The 16,908-nt window shown below is 60.0% G+C and carries 16 protein-coding genes, 1 tRNA gene and 2 pseudogenes; 11 read left to right on the plus strand and 8 right to left on the minus strand.

Annotated elements, in window-relative coordinates:
• Positions 1 to 23: 23 nt before the first annotated feature.
• The 3 genes and pseudogenes from ACQKPC_RS03680 to ACQKPC_RS03690 all read right to left on the minus strand — a co-directional run bounded on the left by ACQKPC_RS03680 (position 24) and on the right by ACQKPC_RS03690 (position 1,152).
• The gene (locus ACQKPC_RS03680; protein WP_427623148.1) at positions 24 to 590 is read right to left on the minus strand and encodes a hypothetical protein; all 567 of its coding nucleotides are present in this window, start codon (positions 588 to 590) and stop codon (positions 24 to 26) included.
• Between the two features lie 140 nt (positions 591 to 730).
• Positions 731 to 813, minus strand: a pseudogene (locus ACQKPC_RS03685) (hypothetical protein); the annotation flags it as partial.
• 251 nt (positions 814 to 1,064) lie between these two features.
• A tRNA-Ser gene (locus ACQKPC_RS03690) sits at positions 1,065 to 1,152 on the minus strand.
• Positions 1,153 to 1,276: 124 nt separating this feature from the next.
• On the opposite strand from ACQKPC_RS03690, the gene ACQKPC_RS03695 reads away from it, so the two are divergent.
• Complete coding sequence (locus ACQKPC_RS03695) at positions 1,277 to 1,948, plus strand: Bax inhibitor-1/YccA family protein (RefSeq protein WP_007898177.1); 672 nt, start codon at positions 1,277 to 1,279, stop codon at positions 1,946 to 1,948.
• A 58-nt stretch (positions 1,949 to 2,006) separates the two neighbouring features.
• On the opposite strand, the gene ACQKPC_RS03700 is transcribed toward ACQKPC_RS03695, so the two are convergent.
• Genes ACQKPC_RS03700 through ACQKPC_RS03710 form a run of 3 tightly spaced genes read right to left on the minus strand, consistent with a single transcriptional unit; the run spans position 2,007 to position 3,247 of the window.
• Positions 2,007 to 2,411 carry a VOC family protein gene (locus ACQKPC_RS03700; protein WP_427623149.1) on the minus strand — a complete coding sequence of 135 codons (405 nt, stop codon included), beginning with the start codon at positions 2,409 to 2,411 and terminating at the stop codon, positions 2,007 to 2,009.
• A gap of 11 nt (positions 2,412 to 2,422) precedes the next feature.
• Complete coding sequence (locus ACQKPC_RS03705; RefSeq protein WP_427623150.1) at positions 2,423 to 2,752, minus strand: YceK/YidQ family lipoprotein; 330 nt, start codon at positions 2,750 to 2,752, stop codon at positions 2,423 to 2,425.
• A 57-nt stretch (positions 2,753 to 2,809) separates the two neighbouring features.
• Positions 2,810 to 3,247, minus strand: coding sequence for an Lrp/AsnC family transcriptional regulator (locus ACQKPC_RS03710; RefSeq protein ID WP_008006559.1), 438 nt, complete (start codon positions 3,245 to 3,247; stop codon positions 2,810 to 2,812).
• A 135-nt stretch (positions 3,248 to 3,382) separates the two neighbouring features.
• Here ACQKPC_RS03710 and ACQKPC_RS03715 point away from each other — a divergent pair, with 135 nt between their 5' ends.
• On the plus strand, positions 3,383 to 4,276 hold the full coding sequence (locus ACQKPC_RS03715) for a DMT family transporter (protein ID WP_427623151.1): 894 nt from the start codon (positions 3,383 to 3,385) through the stop codon (positions 4,274 to 4,276).
• Positions 4,277 to 4,283: 7 nt separating this feature from the next.
• Here the strand turns inward: ACQKPC_RS03715 and ACQKPC_RS03720 are convergent, their stop codons facing one another.
• Positions 4,284 to 5,909 (minus strand): NADP-dependent glyceraldehyde-3-phosphate dehydrogenase, encoded by a 1,626-nt coding sequence (locus ACQKPC_RS03720; RefSeq protein WP_427623152.1) that lies wholly within the window; start codon positions 5,907 to 5,909, stop codon positions 4,284 to 4,286.
• A 209-nt stretch (positions 5,910 to 6,118) separates the two neighbouring features.
• Here ACQKPC_RS03720 and ACQKPC_RS03725 point away from each other — a divergent pair, with 209 nt between their 5' ends.
• The 7 genes and pseudogenes from ACQKPC_RS03725 (at position 6,119) to ACQKPC_RS03755 (ending at position 15,329) form a co-directional block, all read left to right on the plus strand.
• Positions 6,119 to 7,006, plus strand: a complete 888-nt coding sequence (locus ACQKPC_RS03725) for a Dyp-type peroxidase (protein WP_427623153.1) — start codon at positions 6,119 to 6,121, stop codon at positions 7,004 to 7,006.
• Positions 7,007 to 7,099 (plus strand): annotated as a pseudogene (locus ACQKPC_RS03730) (hypothetical protein); the annotation flags it as partial.
• A 255-nt stretch (positions 7,100 to 7,354) separates the two neighbouring features.
• Positions 7,355 to 7,972: a transcriptional repressor LexA gene (gene lexA / locus ACQKPC_RS03735; RefSeq protein ID WP_310659029.1), complete on the plus strand. Its 618-nt coding sequence runs from the start codon at positions 7,355 to 7,357 to the stop codon at positions 7,970 to 7,972.
• Positions 7,972 to 8,589: a translesion DNA synthesis-associated protein ImuA gene (gene imuA / locus ACQKPC_RS03740; protein WP_427623154.1), complete on the plus strand. Its 618-nt coding sequence runs from the start codon at positions 7,972 to 7,974 to the stop codon at positions 8,587 to 8,589. The genes lexA and imuA overlap by 1 nt, the downstream gene beginning before the upstream one ends.
• Before the next feature lie 7 nt (positions 8,590 to 8,596).
• On the plus strand, positions 8,597 to 10,012 hold the full coding sequence (locus ACQKPC_RS03745) for a Y-family DNA polymerase (RefSeq protein ID WP_427623155.1): 1,416 nt from the start codon (positions 8,597 to 8,599) through the stop codon (positions 10,010 to 10,012).
• On the plus strand, positions 9,988 to 13,086 hold the full coding sequence (locus ACQKPC_RS03750; protein ID WP_427623156.1) for an error-prone DNA polymerase: 3,099 nt from the start codon (positions 9,988 to 9,990) through the stop codon (positions 13,084 to 13,086). The genes ACQKPC_RS03745 and ACQKPC_RS03750 overlap by 25 nt, the downstream gene beginning before the upstream one ends.
• Positions 13,087 to 13,217: 131 nt before the next feature.
• Positions 13,218 to 15,329: an ATP-binding protein gene (locus ACQKPC_RS03755; protein ID WP_427623157.1), complete on the plus strand. Its 2,112-nt coding sequence runs from the start codon at positions 13,218 to 13,220 to the stop codon at positions 15,327 to 15,329.
• Between the two features lie 183 nt (positions 15,330 to 15,512).
• Here ACQKPC_RS03755 and ACQKPC_RS03760 read toward each other — a convergent pair whose 3' ends face one another.
• Positions 15,513 to 16,034: a DUF4142 domain-containing protein gene (locus ACQKPC_RS03760; RefSeq protein ID WP_427623158.1), complete on the minus strand. Its 522-nt coding sequence runs from the start codon at positions 16,032 to 16,034 to the stop codon at positions 15,513 to 15,515.
• 218 nt (positions 16,035 to 16,252) lie between these two features.
• Here ACQKPC_RS03760 and ACQKPC_RS03765 point away from each other — a divergent pair, with 218 nt between their 5' ends.
• Together ACQKPC_RS03765 and ACQKPC_RS03770 are read left to right on the plus strand one after the other, a co-directional pair.
• Entirely contained in the window at positions 16,253 to 16,495 is a 243-nt protein-coding gene (locus ACQKPC_RS03765; RefSeq protein ID WP_401171279.1) for a hypothetical protein, read from the plus strand.
• Between the two features lie 110 nt (positions 16,496 to 16,605).
• Positions 16,606 to 16,866, plus strand: coding sequence for a hypothetical protein (locus ACQKPC_RS03770; protein ID WP_427623159.1), 261 nt, complete (start codon positions 16,606 to 16,608; stop codon positions 16,864 to 16,866).
• The last annotated feature ends 42 nt before the right edge of the window (positions 16,867 to 16,908 follow it).

Genomic DNA, 16,908 nt, shown 5'->3' on the forward strand with positions numbered 1-16,908 from the left:
GCCACGTTTGTCGGCGAACGTCGTTAGCGTGAAGTTTTGACCTTCAGGACTTCGGTATAAATGGCATCGACCGTCTGACCCACTTGGAGTTTTTTCATCCTTTCCTGAAGCTCCGGGTCTTCGACTTTCAGGACCGTCGCTTTTCCCTCCGGCGGAAGCAAGGTCACCTCATGCTGTTTCAAGTCAATGCGAGTGATCTTGGACGTGACCTTGACCTGGCGAACCGCTTCACCTCCGGGATTGGGATTGTCCTTGGTGGCGCGGATGGACATGGATTCATTAGTGACGCCCGATGCACCGCCAACATCGGTATCAAGCTTATAAGCGACCGAGCGAATCACATGAATATCGACCGTGTCGCCGACTTTCAAATTGTGCAGGTTTTTGGCCTGGTCGGTGAGCTGGATGGGCACTGGATTCTTGTCGCGATCTTCGATGGTGACCTGGTAGTTGGCGGGGTCAACGGCCAGTACGCGTGAAACGATGTGACCTTCCATGGCACTGCTGCCCAACGGTATATCGGCGGCATGGGCCGTCAGGCAGGCGGTTAAGAGGAGTGAGGCGAGGGCAACGGCGCGGATTGGTTTCATGGGTCTGCTTTTCCATAGATGGTTGACAGAACGAATCCAGGGATCGCTAGAGCCTTGCTCTGGACAATCGCTTCGATATCCGAGAGTGGACCGATCACCGCGGTTTTTCCAGTATGGCGGGCAAAATCGCAGTCTGCTTGGACCTGCGGACCATTGCCGTGGGCGATCACCAGTTGGTTGCCGGATGGACCTTGGCGATCTGTTTGATGGCGATCCGAATGTTGGCGCTGGTTGTCACCCCCGGCGGAGCAGGGCGCAACGCCGATACGCATAATTCAGTCTTCTCGGCGAAGGCTTTGCACTGATCACATGAGCGTATCTACCTCGCATCTGTGGTCGGAGACGTGGCGTCGTAGGGTAGGGATGCGGAAAGGACGGAAAAGATACGGAAGCGATACAGAAATGGTGCAACAGAAATCGGGAACCCCAGAAACGACAAAGCCCTGAATAATCAGGGCTTTGTCGGTACAAATATGGCGGAGGCGATGGGATTCGAACTCATGGACCTGTTACAGTCGACGGTTTTCAAGACCGTTGCCTTAAACCACTCGGCCACACCTCCGTTTGCGTTGCGGGCGCCATAATACCTGAATGAAACACACTGTCAAACTCTCTGCATGGCTTGTTACAGAGCGTCTGTTATGATCTTTGCGACTGAACGTTTCAAACCCAACAGGAGTGTCGCCATGCGCGAACAGGATTACGCAGTTAATAACAGCGTGCAGGCTGAGCAGCTAGAGGTTAGCCGCGTCCTGCGCAACACTTACGGCTTACTCGCCCTCACCCTCGCATTCAGCGGCGTGATGGCGTTTGTCGCGCAGCAGATGCGTGTCGGCTACCCGAATATCTTCGTGGTGCTGATCGGCTTCTACGGCCTTTTCTTTCTCACCAACAAACTCCGTGATTCGGCATGGGGCCTGGTTTCTGCGTTCGCGCTGACCGGTTTCATGGGTTTCCTGCTCGGCCCGATTCTCAACCGTTACCTGGGTATGCAGGGCGGCGCGGAAGTCGTCAGCTCGGCCTTCGCGATGACCGCGCTGGTGTTTGGCGGCCTGTCGGCTTATGTGCTGATCACCCGTAAGGACATGAGTTTCCTCGGTGGTTTCATCACCGCCGGTTTCTTTGTGCTGCTGGGCGCGACTCTGGCGAGCTTGTTCTTCCAGATCAGCGGTCTGCAACTGGCGATCAGCGCAGGTTTCGTGCTGTTCTCCTCGGTGTGCATTCTGTTCCAGACCAGTGCCATCATTCACGGCGGCGAGCGCAACTACATCATGGCGACCATCAGCCTGTATGTATCGATCTACAACCTGTTCGTCAGCTTGCTGCAACTGTTCGGCATCATGAGCCGCGATGATTGATCGCCAGCCTTGAGTAAAAAACCCGCTTCGGCGGGTTTTTTATTGTCTGTGATTTGGCTCAGCGTTGGTTTTGATCAGGTTCGTGGCAACACACGCAGAGTTTGTTGCCGTCGGGGTCGCGCATATAGGCGCCGAAGTAATCGGGATGGTAGTGCGGACGCAGACCCGGCGGCCCTTCGCAGGATCCACCATGAGCCATGGCCAGTGCGTGACAGCGGTTGACGATCTCGTGGCTCGGCGCAAGCAGGGCGATCATCTGCCCATTCCCTGGTGTGGCCGGCTGTTCGTCGAACGCAGTACCAATGACGAACAGCGGACGCGGTGCATTCTTGCTCATCCATGCAGCCCAGGGTTTGCCGGGATCGCAAAATTTCATCTGCAGCTGCAGTGCATCCATGATCGGTTGGTAGAACGCTAATGCACGATCGAAATCGGTGATGCCGATAAAAACGTGAGACAACATTCACCTGCTCCTTATTCGGCCACAATGATGCTGCCATCAGCCTGTTGCCGATAAATGGTGTAGGGCAGCAGCATGGTGTCGAGAACGCCGGAAATCACTACGTCGATCAGTACAAAGGGCGTGCCGTTGTTGTATTTGTACTCATCAATGCCCGGGCCTGGAGGCGCATGCAGACTGCAAAAATCATACGTCACGCCGCTATAGATCCGTGGAACCGCACCGCAGTAGGTTTTCCGTTCCTTGAGACTCTTCGCCGCTGCCTCGTCACTGCGCACCACGGTCTGAAACGTGCCGCAACCAGTGAGTATCATTACCGCCAGTAACATGACTTGAGTTTTCATACCGCCAATCCTTCGCCGGAAAAACCCCAATCTACCCTTTTACGAACAAAACAGCACTCAAGCCATCGGTGGCAGCCGGCGCTTGACCGGGGTCTTCTTGACGATGGCGGTGTTGGTTTCGGCGTGGCTGTTGAGGCGATCGAGGAGGGTGTCCAGTTGTTCCATCGAGCGCACATGCAGGCGGGCGATAAAGCAGTCATCGCCAGTGACTTTGTCGCACTCGGTGAATTCGGGGATGGCCTGAATCTGTCGCTCCACTTCCTGTAACTGGCCCGGCAATGGGCGAATGCGGACGATGGCCTGGAGTTGGTAGCCAAAGCATTTGGGGTCGATCTCGACGGTGTAGCCCTTGAGCACGCCACGTTCTTCGAGGCGGCGCAGGCGCTCGGCGACACTGGGCGAGGACAGGCCGCTGATCTGTGCCAGGGCCTTGAGCGAGCGGCGTGAATCTTCCATCAACGCGCTAATCAGCACTTGGTCGATGTCGTCGGTCATGGCGAATCCCCTGTTAGGCAATCGGTTGAATAAGCCTTGATAAAAAAGGCAGAAGCCGAGTTTAGCCTGCTTTTTGCGCTGGAGAAGCCCCCAAATGGATTGGCATACTTTGGGCTCAAATACAGGAGGTGGATGATGGACAAAACATTACGTCGTGGCTCATTCGAAATGACCGCCGCCATGCTGATTTCCGGGACCATCGGTTGGTTCGTGCTGGTGTCCGGGCAACCGGTACTGGACGTGGTGTTCTGGCGCTGCGTGTTCGGTGCCGCCACCTTATTGCTGATCTGCGCGGCGTTCGGCTTTCTGCGTCCTGGCATTTTGACGTCCACCACTTTTTTGCTGGCCGTACTGAGTGGTGTGGCGATTGTCGGCAACTGGGTGCTGTTGTTCGCGTCTTACTCTCGCGCCTCGATTGCCATTGGCACGGCGGTTTATAACGTACAGCCATTCATGCTGGTGGGGCTGGCGGCGTTGTTCCTGGGGGAGAAGATCACCCTGCAGAAGTTGTTCTGGCTGGGCATTTCGTTTCTAGGCATGCTGGCGATTGTCAGCGCACATGGTGAGCAGGGTGAGGGTGGCAACGATTACCTGATGGGGATTGGTCTGGCGCTAGGGGCTGCCTTTCTGTACGCGATTGCCGCGTTGATCATCAAACGCCTGACCGGCACACCACCGCATCTGATCGCATTGATCCAGGTGTGCACCGGCATGCTATTGCTCGCGCCCTTTGCGCACTTCTCGGCGATACCGCAAACGCCCGATGCCTGGGCCAGTCTGGTGACCCTGGGCATCGTGCATACCGGTTTGATGTATGTGCTGCTTTACGGCGCGATTCAAAAACTGCCGACAGCGCTGACCGGCGCGTTGTCGTTCATCTATCCGATTGCGGCGATTTTCGTTGACTGGTTCGCCTTCGGCCATCGCCTGGAGCCGCTGCAATGGATCGGTGTTGCCGCGATTCTGTTGGCCGCCGCCGGGATGCAACAGGGTTGGAGCCTGAAGCTTCGGCGGGTGGCGGCGCAGTGAACAGGCCTCAGAAAATGTAGTCAGTGGTCAGGAAACTCGAGTTGCGTCCGCTGATGATCTCGCTGAGAAGCTCTTTGCTGCTCTCCTGGAACTTGGTCGCCACCAGGGTCCGAATCGAAAACACCCGCAGCGCATCGTGCACCGACAGCGTGCCCTCGGCGGAGTTCTTGCGACCGTTGAACGGATAGGTGTCCGGACCGCGCTGGCACTGGGCGTTGAGGTTGATCCGGCCGACCTGGTTGGCGAAGGTGTCCACCAGCCTGCCGACCGCCACCGGGTTGGTGCCGAAGATGCTCAGTTGCTGGCCGAAGTCGGACTCCAGGACGTAATCGATCACGGTGTCCAGATGACGGTAAGGCACGATCGGCACGACCGGGCCGAACTGTTCTTCCTGGTAGACGCGCATCTGCGGTGTCACCGGGTACAACACGGCCGGGTAGAAGAACGATGCGCGGGACTCACCGCCATTGGGGTTGACCACGGCTGCGCCTTTGCTGACCGCGTCCGCCACCAGAGTGTGCAGATAATCGACCTTGCCTGATTCCGGCAATGGCGTCAGGGCCACGCCACTGTCCCACGGCATGCCGGGTTTGAGGCTGGCGAGTTTGGCGTTGAATTTCTCGATGAACGCCTCGACCACGTCTTCGTGGACGAAGAGGATTTTCAGCGCAGTGCAGCGCTGGCCGTTGAACGACAGGGAACCGGTGACGGCTTCGTTCACGGCATTGTCCAGATCGACCTCAGGCAGAACGATGCCGGGGTTCTTCGCATCCAGGCCCAGCGCTGCGCGCAGGCGGTGAGGCCTTGGGTGGAGTTTTTTCAGGTCGCTGGCGGCCTTGTTGGTGCCGATGAACGCAAAGATATCGATCTTGCCGCTGGCCATCAGTGCGCTGACCGTCTCGCGGCCGCTGCCGTAGATAACGTTGATGACACCGGCCGGGAAGCTGTCGCGAAAGGCTTCCAGCAACGGGCGAATCAACAGCACCCCAAGCTTGGCCGGCTTGAACACCACGGTGTTGCCCATGATCAGCGCGGGAATCAGCGTGGTGAAGGTTTCGTTCAGCGGGTAATTGTAAGGCCCCATGCACAACGCCACGCCCAACGGCACGCGGCGGATCTGGCCGAGAGTGTCCTGCTCCAGTTCGAAGCGACTGGACCGGCGGTCGAGTTCCTTGAGGGCATTGATGGTGTCGACGATGTAATCGCAGGTGCGGTCGAACTCTTTTTCCGAGTCCTTGAGGTTTTTACCGATCTCCCACATCAGCAACTTGACCACCGCCTCGCGCTGTTCGCGCATGCGAGCCAGGAAGGTTTCGACGTGCTGGATGCGCTCGGCCACGCGCATGGTCGGCCACAGGCCCTGGCCGCGGTCGTAGGCGCGGACGGCGGCGTCGAGCGCGGTCAGTGCAGTATTGGCATCAAGCAGCGGCGTGCTGCCGAGGATCACCTGTTCATCACCATTCGCACCGCTCAGGTACACCGGGCTGCGGACTTGAGCGAGGGGCCCGGACCAGGTTTTCAGTTCGCCATCGACCAGATACTCGCGCTGCTCGGTCGGGCCGTTGAGGCGGTACTTTTCCGGGACGTTGTCGGCAGTGGGAAACAGGTTGCCAAGGATTTGTGCTGTGGTCATATCGCTACCCCGTCTGGATTGGGTGATGCACTGATGAATCGTTTTAGCAGACCTCGGACTCGCTTGTCATGGCTCATCTTATGATTTTTTTGCTCGGCGTTATGGATCGCGAATCTGTCGGCAGCTGCTACGGGTCGATCTTTTGCCCTGAAAACACACAAGTAACGATCCCCCGGTTAAACTTCACGCTCTTTCTCAAAGGAGTTCATATGAGTTATTACCAGCCGGGCATTCTCGCCACCCCTGTTCCGCCTCAAGCTCGTCATATGTTCTTCGCCCTTGAATCCGCCGAGGCACTGCCGGCTGCGCTGGATAACCTGATGCGCCTGGTGGACGGCAAGTCGGCTGTAGTCGGTTTCGGTGAATCCCTGGTCAAGGCGCTGCACGCGCAGATCGACGGGCTGCGCGCCTTTCCTGCGCTGGTCGGTGTCGGTGTCGACAACCCCTCGACCCAACACGCGCTCTGGTGCTGGCTGCACGGTGTTGACCGTGGCGAACTGCTCAATCGCAGCCGTGCGCTCGAAGCCGCGCTGGCACCGGCCCTGCGTCTGGTGCAGATGATCGAAACCTTCCGCCACATGACCGGGCACGACCTGACCGGTTACGAAGACGGCACCGAAAACCCTCACGATGAAGCCGCTGTCGCCGCTGCATTGTTGAGCGACGGCGCGGACGGTCTGGTCGGTGGCAGCTTCGCCGCGATCCAGCAGTGGCAGCATGATTTGAAAGGTTTCCACGCGTTGCCGCCCCATGAGAAAGACAACATCATGGGCCGTCGCCTGAGCGACAACGAAGAACTCGATGACGCGCCGATCTCTGCCCACGTCAAGCGCACCGCCCAGGAAAGCTTCACACCTGAAGCCTTCGTGGTCCGTCGCTCGATGCCGTGGATCGAAGGCGAGCATGCCGGCCTGATGTTCCTGGCCTTCGGTTTTTCCCTCGATGCCTTCGAATCCCAGTTGCGGCGCATGAGCGGTCTGGAAGACGGCATTACCGACGGCCTGTATCGCATCAGCCGACCGATCACCGGCGGTTACTACTGGTGCCCACCGCTCAAGGACGGTCGCCTTGACCTGCGCGCACTGCGTGTCGGCTAAACCTCGGGTAAAGTCGGACACGCCGATGCTGGTTCTGCCTTGGTTGAAGCCTTGAGCGACGATTACTGGCAAGTCCGTCTGCGCGCCACTCGCAGACACGAACGCGGCATCTACCCGTGGCCCTACCTCTCAGGACTCACCTGAAACCTGTAGGAGCTGACGAGTGAAACGAGGCTGCGATCTTTTGATGTTGTTTTTAAAGAGCAAGATCAAAAGATCGCAGCCTCGTTTCACTCGACAGCTCCTACACAGCTCCTACACAGCTCCTACACAGCTCCTACACAGCTCCTACACAGCTCCTACACAGCTCCTACAAGTCCTTGTCAGGAAAAGCCCAAAAGAGTACAAATGTACTCCATGACGACTTTAACTCCCCGCCGTACCGCCATCCTGACCTTCATCCGCGATCGAATCGCCGAACACGGTCAGCCCCCGAGCCTCGCTGAGATCAGCGAGGCCTTTGGCTTCGCCTCCCGCAGCGTGGCGCGCAAGCATGTGCTGGCGCTGACCGAGGCCGGTTTCATCGAGGTTAATCCGCATCAGGCGCGCGGCATTCGGCTGTTGAATCAACCGCCGCGGCCCGAGCTGCTGGACGTTCCGGTACTCGGTCGAGTGGCGGCCGGTGCGCCGATCGGTGCCGATGCCGAAGTCCACAGCCGTTTGCTGCTTGATCCGTCGATCTTCTCGCGGCTACCGGATTACATGCTGCGGGTGCAGGGCGATTCGATGATCGAGGACGGTATTCTCGACGGCGATCTGGTGGGCGTGCGGCGCAATCCCGAAGCGGTCAACGGCCAGATCGTCGTGGCGCGGCTCGACGGCGAAGTCACCATCAAGCGTTTCGAGCGGGTCGGCGATTCTGTTCGCCTGTTACCGCGCAATCCGGCTTACAAGCCGATCATTGTTCGAGCCGATCAGGATCTGGCCATCGAAGGCGTGTTCTGCGGTCTGGTGAGGCAAGGGTAATGGGCGCCGTCGTTGCGTTGGATACGCTGTTCAATGGCGGCCAGGTCTGGAAGGGCCGGCCTGCGCCACCGGCCGTCAGCCCGCAACCCACGGGGCATGCCGCGCTGGATGCGGCATTGCCCACAGGTGGTTGGCCGGAGGCGGCGCTGACTGAAATCCTGCTGGCCGGGCAGGGCGTGGGTGAGTTGCAACTGGTGTGGCCAGCGCTGGCGCGGCTGTCGGCGGCAGGTGAGCGCATCGTGCTGGTGGCGCCGCCTTACGTGCCGTATCCCCAGGCCTGGCAGAACGCCGGGGTCGATCTGCGGCAACTGTCGATCATCCAGGCCAGCGAGCGCGATGCGCTGTGGGCGGCGGAACAATGCCTGCGTTCGGGCAGTTGCGGGGCGGTGTTGTGCTGGCCGCACAAAGCCGACGATCGGGCATTGCGACGTTTGCAGGTGGCGGCGGAAACCGGTCAGACCCTAGCGTTCGCCTACCGCTCGATCAGTGAGGCCATCAACCCGTCGCCAGCGGCCCTGCGCATCGCCATCGACGCCAAACCTGCGCAATTGCGAGTGCTCAAGTGCCGGGGCGGGCTGGCCCGTTCGGCGCCGATTGCCTTTGCCATCGGGCATTGAGGTTGCCATGCGCTGGGTTTGCATTCTCTTCCCGCAATTGGCGCTGGACGCGGTACTGCGTCAGCGCCCCGACCCCGATGAGCCGCTGGCGCTGCTGACCGGCCCAGCCCAGCGTCGGGTGCTGCAAGCGGTCAACGGTTCGGCGCGGGCGCTGGGCTTGCGTCCCGGCCAGTCGATGACCGCCGCTCAGGCCCTGAGCAAAGGGTTTGTCACCGCCGAATACGACGCCGCGGAGATCGAGCACTGGCAGCAGTTCCTGGCTGCCTGGGCCTATCGGTTCAGCTCTCAGGTCAGCGTGCATTATCCGCGCGCCGTGGTGTTTGAAATCGAATCCAGCCTGGGCTTGTTCGGGCCTTGGCCGCAGTTCGAGGCGCGGTTGCGGGCGGAACTTGGCGAACTGGGGTTTCGTCACCGGATTGTCGCCGCGCCCAACCCGGTGGCGGCGCGGGTGCTGGCCAATGTTTATGACGGTCTGGTGGTGCCGGACAATGATGCTTTGCAGCACCATCTCGGGCAGTTGCCCGTCGACCGGATCGCCCTGGAGCCAAGTGTTGCCACGGCACTGTCGCGCATGGGGCTGCGCACCTTGAGTCAGGTGCAGGCGCTGCCACGGCATAGCCTGGCCCGGCGTTTCGAAGCCCAGGTGCTCAAGCATCTGGACACCCTGTTCGGTTTACGACAGCTGGCGCTGGCGTTTTACCTGCCGCCGGACCGTTTCGATGTGCGCATCGAGCTCAACTTCGATGTGCAATCCCATCAGGCATTGCTGTTTCCATTGCGCAGGCTGACCGGCGATCTGGCGGCGTTCCTCTGCGGACGCGACAGCGGTGTGCAGCGTTTTGACCTGCACCTGGAGCACGCCGGGTTGCCAGACACGCTGATCAAGGTCGGCCTGCTCAGCGCCGAGCGCGATCCGGCGATGCTGTTCGAACTGGCCCGGGGGAGGCTGGAGCAGGTTCAGGTCGAGGCGCCGGTGCGCGGTTTTCGTCTGAGCGCTGAAGACTTGCCGACCTTTGTGCCCCAGTACCAGGAGTTATTCGACGATCGTCCGCAGCAATCCTTGCCGTGGGAACAATTGCGCGAACGCTTGCGCGCGCGATTGGGAGATGACGCGGTGCAAGGCTTGCGGTTCCAGGCCGATCACCGGCCCGAATGCGCGTGGCAGACCAGTGTCAACAGCCAGACCTGTGAGGCATTGCCTGCCGTGCAACGTCCGGGCTGGTTGCTGACGGAGCCGCAGGCAGTACACGAAGGTTCGACGCGCATCCTCATGGGGCCGGAACGCATCGAGTCGGGCTGGTGGGACGGCGACGACGTGCGCCGCGATTATTACCTGATCGAAACCCGTTCCGGCCAGCAGGGCTGGGCCTATCGGGCGGTGGGCGAAGGCGGTCCGTTGTGGCTGCAAGGCTGGTTCGCATGAGTGTCGACTATGCCGAACTGCACTGCCTGTCGAACTTCAGTTTCCAGCGCGGTGCCTCCAGTGCGCTTGAGCTTTTTCAACGGGCGAAAAAGCAGGGCTATCAGGCGCTGGCGATTACCGACGAATGTACCTTGGCGGGTATCGTCCGCGCCTGGCAGGCGGCCAAGGCCGTGGAATTGCCGCTGATCATCGGCAGTGAAATACGCATCGAAGACGGACCGAAACTGGTGCTGCTGGTGGAAAGCCTCGAGGGTTACCAAGCCCTGTGCCGACTGATTACCCGCGCCAGACGCCGTACGCAGAAAGGCCAGTATCAGGTGCTGCGGGAGGATTTCGGCGAGCCGTTGCCGGGGCTGTTGGTGTTGTGGGTGCCGGACGCCGTCGATGACGTTGAGCAGGGCCGCTGGCTGAAGCAGACCTTTGCCGAGCGCCTGTGGCTGAGCGTTCAGTTACATCGCGGGCAGGACGACACCCGGCGACTGGCGGCGCTGCTGACCCTGGCGCGGGAACTGCGGATCCCGGCGGTGGCCAGCGGCGATGTGCACATGCACGCCCGCGGCCGGCGTGCCTTGCAGGACACCATGACCGCGATTCGTCATCACTTGCCGGTGGCCGAGGCCGGGTTGCGTCTGCACCCTAACGGCGAACGGCATTTGCGCAGCCTCGACGCCTTGCGCGAACTCTATCCGCGGGCACTGCTCGACGAAACGCTGAACATCGCCCGGCGCTGCACGTTCGACCTCGGTCAGTTGCGTTATCAATATCCCCGGGAGCTGGTGCCCGACGGTCACTCGGCTACGTCCTGGCTGCGGGAGCTGGTTGAAAAGGGTGTTCGGTGGCGCTGGGAAAAAGGCCCTAAAGCCGAGGTGTTGGCGCAGATCGACAAGGAGCTGCAACTGATTGCCGAGTTGGGGTACGAAAGTTATTTCCTGACGGTTCACGACATTGTGAATTTCGCCCGCAAGCAACACATTCTCTGTCAGGGGCGCGGTTCTGCCGCCAACTCGGCGGTGTGCTATGTGCTGGGGATCACGGAGATCGACCCGGAGCGGAGCACGCTGCTGTTCGAGCGTTTTCTCTCCAAAGAGCGCAACGAGCCGCCAGACATTGACGTCGATTTCGAGCACGAGCGGCGTGAAGAAGTCCTGCAATACGTGTTTCAGCGTTATGGTCGGACCCGTGCGGCGCTGACGGCGGTGGTCAGCACTTACCACGGTGCCGGCGCAGTCCGCGACGTGGCCAAGGCACTGGGTTTGCCGCCGGATCAGGTCAACGCCCTGGCCGACTGCTGCGGCCACTGGAGTGATCAGGTGCCTCCCGTCGAGCGCCTGCGTGAAGGCGGTTTTGATCCCGATAGCCCGGTGTTGCGCCGGGTGTTGAGCCTGACGGGGCAGTTGATCGGTTTCCCCCGGCACCTGTCCCAGCACCCTGGCGGTTTCGTGATTTCCGAGCAGCCCCTGGACAGCCTGGTGCCGGTGGAAAACGCCGCCATGGCCGAGCGCACCATCATCCAGTGGGACAAGGACGATCTGGATGCGGTCGGGCTGCTCAAGGTCGATATTCTGGCGCTGGGCATGCTCAGCGCGATTCGCCGTTGTTTCGATCTGCTGCGTCGGCACCGTGGCCGGGACCTGAGTCTGGCAACGGTGCCGGCCGAAGACCCGCAAACCTACGAGATGATCGGACGTGCCGATACCATCGGGGTGTTCCAGATTGAATCCCGGGCTCAGATGTCGATGCTGCCAAGGCTCAAGCCCACGACCTTCTATGACCTGGTGATTGAGGTGGCAATCGTTCGTCCGGGGCCGATTCAGGGCGGGATGGTGCATCCCTATCTGCGGCGGCGTAAGGGCGAAGAAGAGGTGATCTACCCATCGAAAGAACTCGAAGCGGTGCTGGAGCGTACGTTGGGCGTGCCGCTGTTCCAGGAACAGGTGATGCAGATCGCGATTGTCGCCGCCGACTACAGCCCCGGCGAGGCCGATCAATTGCGCCGCTCCATGGCCGCCTGGAAACGCCACGGCGGACTGGAACCGCACAAGGAACGCCTGGCGGACGGGATGAAGAAAAACGGCTACACGGCGGAATTCGCCGCGCAGATCTTCGAGCAGATCAAAGGCTTTGGCAATTACGGCTTTCCCGAATCCCACGCCGCCAGTTTCGCCTTGCTGACCTATGCCAGTTGCTGGTTGAAATGCCACGAGCCGGCAGCCTTCGCCTGTGCGCTGATCAACAGCTGGCCCATGGGTTTCTACAGCCCGGACCAGATTCTCCAAGACGCCCGCCGACATGATTTGCAGATTCGTCCGGTGGACGTGCGGGCCAGTGACTGGGATTGCAGCCTGGAACCGATCACCGGCGCGCAGCCGGCCATTCGCATGGGGTTGCGGATGATCAAAGGCTTTCGCGAGGACGATGCCAGGCGTATTGAAAACGCACGGTCAAAAGGGGCGTTTGCCGACATCGCCGACCTAGGTGAACGGGCACGACTTGATGCCCGCGCTCAGGAACAACTGGCCGATGCCGGTGCATTGCGCGGGCTGGCCGGTGACCGGCATCGGGCGCGCTGGGAAGTGGCGGGGGTGCAGAAGCAGCTCGGCTTGTTTGCCGGTTTGCCGAGCCAGGAAGAGCCGACGGTGTCTCTGCCCAAACCCACCGTGGGCGAGGACCTGCAAGCCGACTACAACAGTGTCGGCACCACCCTCGGCCCGCATCCGCTGGCATTGCTGCGGGGTGAATTGAAAGCCCGGCGTTGCCGCAGTTCGAAAGAACTTATGGATGTCGAGCACGGCCGACCGGTCAGCGTCGCCGGGTTGGTGACCGGTCGGCAACGCCCGGGCACCGCCAGCGGCGTGACCTTCGTGACGCTTGAAGACGAGTTCGGCAACGTCAACGTGGTGGTCTGGCGCGACCTGGCTGAACGGCAACGGCAGGTACTGGTCGGCTCGCAATTGCTCAAGGTCGATGGGCGCTGGGAAAAGGAAGGCGAGGTGCGGCATCTGATTGCCGGGCGCTTGAGCGACCTGAGTTCATTGCTCGACGGTATCCATGTGCGCAGCCGGGATTTCCGTTGAACCGGCGACATTCAGCTATACCTCAATGAAACCATTGGCGCCGGCGGTGCTCGAAACAAACGGGCACGCACCGTCTCCTCACGCCGTTGCACTGCCTGAAAACATGTCATCCACAGGACATAGGCCAGTCGATGCAGTTTCTAGACAATAGCCACGGATGTACCGGCTGGAGCGGCGAAATGGCCGGACGCATTCGCGCGTTCGACTGGAGCCTGACCGAGCTCGGGAGCATCGATACCTGGCCCGGGAGCCTGTGCAGCGCGGTGCAATTATTGCTCGCCTCACCCCTGCCGATGGTGATGCTGTGGGGCCGGCCCGGTTACATGATCTATAACGATGCCTACTCGAGATTTGCCGGTGGGCGCCATCCTTACCTGCTGGGTTCGCCGGTGGAGTTGGGCTGGCCAGAGGTCGCCGAATTCAATCGGCATGTGGTGGACACCTGCCTTGCGGGCGGCACCTTGTCCTATCACAACAAAGCCCTGGTGCTGTTGCGTGATGGCGTACCCGAAGACGTCTGGATGGATCTTTACTACAGCCCCGTCGCCGATGATGACGGGCACCCCGCCGGGGTCATGGCAATGGTGGTCGACACCACTGATCATGTGATTTCCGAGCGCCGCCGCCAGGAAGCCGAAAGCGCTTATCGCGCCGACAACGAAAGAGTTCGCCTGGCGCTTAATGCCGGGGCTTTGCTCGGCTCGTTCGTCTGGGACATCAAGGCTAATGTGCTGTCTGCCGACGAACGCTTCGCCCGCACGTTTTCCTATCCGCCCGATCAGGACCTGGCCAATCTGCCACCGCTCATCGCCGAAATGCAGATTCATCCCGACGACCGCAGCTGGGTTCAGGAGCGGCTCAATCAGTCGGTGGAAACCGGCATACCCTATAACGCCGAATACCGGGTGCTGCGGCCCGATGGCAGTTACCTGTGGGTGCTGGCCAGCGGGTGTTGCGAGTTCGATGAAAAAGGCGAGGCGTTCCGCTTTCCCGGGGTGTTGATCGACATCCACGAACGCAAGACCGCCGAAGAATCCTTGCTCAAATTCACCCGCAACCTGGAGCAGCGAGTCGCCGACGAAGTCGAAGCGCGGCTGGCGGCCGAAGAGCAGTTGCGCCAGTCACAGAAACTCGAAGCCATCGGTGGTCTCACCGGCGGCGTGGCCCATGACTTCAACAACCTGTTGCAGGTGATCGCCGGCAACCTGCATTTGCTGGCGCGTCACGAGCCGGACAACGCCAATGTGCAACGCCGGGTCAGTGCGTCGATTGCCGCGGTCGAGCGCGGTGCCAAATTGTCGTCGCAATTGCTCGCATTCGCCCGTCGTCAGCCTTTGTCGCCGGCGGTCTGCGATCCACGGCAGATCTTCGAAGGCCTGGGGGAATTGTTGCAGCGGGCGCTGGGGGAAACTATCCAGATCAAGGTGACGGCGCCTGACGATCCATGGCATCTCTACGTGGACCGCAATCAACTGGAAAACGCCATTCTCAACCTTGCGATCAACGCTCGAGACGCCTTGAGCGGCGAGGGGACCATTGCCCTGAGCGCCGAGAACATTGTCCTCGACCGCAAATTTTGCGCAGGCAAGGGCATCGTCGCGGGCGACTATGTTTGCGTCGCGGTGGCTGATACGGGTGTCGGCATGTCGCCTCAAGTGCTCGCACAGGCCTTCGAACCGTTTTTCACCACCAAGGCCGACGGCCAGGGCACCGGCCTGGGTTTAAGCATGGTGTTCGGTTTCGTCAAACAGAGCGATGGGCATATCGAGATTTCCAGTGTCGTCGGGCAGGGCACTCGGGTGCAGCTGTATTTCCCGCGCAGCTTGCGCCCGTTGCCCGGTGAAACAACACGCCATGATCCGCAGCACCGTGGCGGGCACGAAACCATTCTGGTGGTCGAGGACAACGAAGCGGTGCGTGGCTCGGCGGTCGACTTGTTGCGTGAAGAGGGCTATCAGGTTCTGACCGCGGCCAACGGTGACCTGGCCATGCAGATGTTGCTCGATGGCGTGGCAGTGGATCTGATCTTCACCGATGTGGTTATGCCCGGTCTGATCAAAAGCGCGGATCTGGCCGCCTGGGCCAAGGTGCAGAATCCTCCGGTGGCGGTGCTGTTTACCTCCGGCCACACCTGGGACATTATTTCGCGCAATCACCAACTCAGCCCCGACACTTATCTGCTGAGCAAACCTTATGGCCCTGAAGCGCTGTTGAGCATGATCCGCAGCGTGCTGGGTGGATGAGTCTGGATTTGCATTGACTGCGCAATCCATGTGGGAGCGGGCTTGTGTGGCGAGGGGGCTTGCCCCCGTTCGAGTGCGCGGCGCTCGCAAGTCCTGGGTCCGCTGCGCGGCCCAACGGGGGCAAGCCCCCTCGCCACAGCCCGCTCATTCCGCACCCTGACTGACTGTCATCAGCGCGCAGGGTTATTTGTCGGGATGAGCCGCCTGGAGTTTTTTCGCCATATCCAGATGTTTTTCCAGCGCCGGCAGCATTTTTTGTGCAAAGGCCTTGAGGTCGGTGGCGCCTTTGGTCTTGTCGTCCGTCACCGTATTGGCTTCTTTCTTGAACCGTTCAATGGCTTCTTCATGAGCCTTCACCTGATTGTTGGCATAGGCTGTGTCGAAGGATTCATCGCGCAGGTCGAGAATTTTTTCCTTGGCCTGTTTAACTATCGTCGTCGTGTCCGGCACTTCGAGGTCATGCTTTTTCGCCAGTGTCGACAGTTCTTCATTGGCTTTGGAATGATCGGTGACCATCATGTTGGCGAACGCCTTGATGTCGGCCGATGAGCTTTTTTCCAGGGCCAGTTTGCTGGTCTCGACTTCCGCGATGCCGCCAGCGACCGCGTCATCGACGAAGTCGTTGGAATCGGCGGCAAAAGCTGTGCCCATGCTGGTGCTCAAGGCAACGGCCAGGGCGAGGTGACGCAGATTGAAGCCGTCCATTGATCATTCTCCACACAAGTTTTTATGGACGATCCGGGTGATCGTTATTCAATGGAGGCGGGCGCTCGGGCAAAGGTTTTATCGCGTTTGCGACAGGACGACGAACGGACACCGCTGGTCTGATAGACGGTCGACAGAACACGGTAAGCAAGGCCATTCTGATAGCTGGTGAGCGCAATCGATCGCGTTTGCTACCGATTAACAAACGGAGGTGTTCCATGCCGGTGACTCATGATCTGTATCAGGATCTGAAACTTTCAAAGGAAGAGATCCAGCAAAAACGCACCAAGGATCCGTTACTGGATTCACTGATAAACAAATATTCTCAGGCAGACGCGGAGGTGTTGAAGGCCGAGTCCGCACAATCGGATGCGCCCAGCGATGACGCACTGAAGAGGCTCAAAGAGAAGCGCGTGCAGGTCAAGAACAAGATAGTTGAACGACTCCAGACGCCGTCCTGACACTCTGTACCAAGCCACCGACGACCGGTGACTGAAAAATTGGAACGGGGATAAATACCGGCACCTCGAACGATCAGAGCCAGACATTACGGCTCCATGCGAGGTGCCCCATGCCCCATTCAGCCTTTCCCCATAAAGAAAAGTATCCCAGCGAAGAACAGGGTGGCTATGACCCGATCCCGACGCATCCCGAACCCCTGAGCCCGGGACGCACCACCGTCAACCCCGAGGATGAACCGGGCATCGATGAATTGCCGGACAATGAGGACATAACGCCTCTGGAACAGGATGACGTCACTGACATCGACCCGGAGCGAGTGCGCGAAGAGACAGACAATTCGGTACGCGATGGTGAAATGGATTCGCGTTGATTCAAGATCAAAAGATCGCAGCCTTCGGCAGCTCACAGTTGA

Source organism: Pseudomonas sp. NPDC089918, from assembly GCF_050280605.1.
GTDB lineage: Bacteria > Pseudomonadota > Gammaproteobacteria > Pseudomonadales > Pseudomonadaceae > Aquipseudomonas.

What these genes read in the sequence shown, in the direction of transcription:
- ACQKPC_RS03745 (WP_427623155.1), top strand. Translation starts at nt 8,597, where the DNA reads ATGCGCTGGGTTTGCATTCTCTTCCCGCAATTGGCGCTGGACGCGGTA.
- ACQKPC_RS03770 (WP_427623159.1), top strand. Translation starts at nt 16,606, where the DNA reads ATGCCCCATTCAGCCTTTCCCCATAAAGAAAAGTATCCCAGCGAAGAA.
- ACQKPC_RS03715 (WP_427623151.1), top strand. Translation starts at nt 3,383, where the DNA reads ATGGACAAAACATTACGTCGTGGCTCATTCGAAATGACCGCCGCCATG.
- imuA (WP_427623154.1), top strand. Translation starts at nt 7,972, where the DNA reads ATGGGCGCCGTCGTTGCGTTGGATACGCTGTTCAATGGCGGCCAGGTC.
- lexA (WP_310659029.1), top strand. Translation starts at nt 7,355, where the DNA reads ATGTACTCCATGACGACTTTAACTCCCCGCCGTACCGCCATCCTGACC.
- ACQKPC_RS03700 (WP_427623149.1), bottom strand. Translation starts at nt 2,411, where the DNA reads ATGTTGTCTCACGTTTTTATCGGCATCACCGATTTCGATCGTGCATTA.
- ACQKPC_RS03695 (WP_007898177.1), top strand. Translation starts at nt 1,277, where the DNA reads ATGCGCGAACAGGATTACGCAGTTAATAACAGCGTGCAGGCTGAGCAG.
- ACQKPC_RS03755 (WP_427623157.1), top strand. Translation starts at nt 13,218, where the DNA reads ATGCAGTTTCTAGACAATAGCCACGGATGTACCGGCTGGAGCGGCGAA.
- ACQKPC_RS03705 (WP_427623150.1), bottom strand. Translation starts at nt 2,752, where the DNA reads ATGAAAACTCAAGTCATGTTACTGGCGGTAATGATACTCACTGGTTGC.
- ACQKPC_RS03680 (WP_427623148.1), bottom strand. Translation starts at nt 590, where the DNA reads ATGAAACCAATCCGCGCCGTTGCCCTCGCCTCACTCCTCTTAACCGCC.
- ACQKPC_RS03765 (WP_401171279.1), top strand. Translation starts at nt 16,253, where the DNA reads ATGCCGGTGACTCATGATCTGTATCAGGATCTGAAACTTTCAAAGGAA.
- ACQKPC_RS03710 (WP_008006559.1), bottom strand. Translation starts at nt 3,247, where the DNA reads ATGACCGACGACATCGACCAAGTGCTGATTAGCGCGTTGATGGAAGAT.
- ACQKPC_RS03720 (WP_427623152.1), bottom strand. Translation starts at nt 5,909, where the DNA reads ATGACCACAGCACAAATCCTTGGCAACCTGTTTCCCACTGCCGACAAC.
- ACQKPC_RS03760 (WP_427623158.1), bottom strand. Translation starts at nt 16,034, where the DNA reads ATGGACGGCTTCAATCTGCGTCACCTCGCCCTGGCCGTTGCCTTGAGC.
- ACQKPC_RS03725 (WP_427623153.1), top strand. Translation starts at nt 6,119, where the DNA reads ATGAGTTATTACCAGCCGGGCATTCTCGCCACCCCTGTTCCGCCTCAA.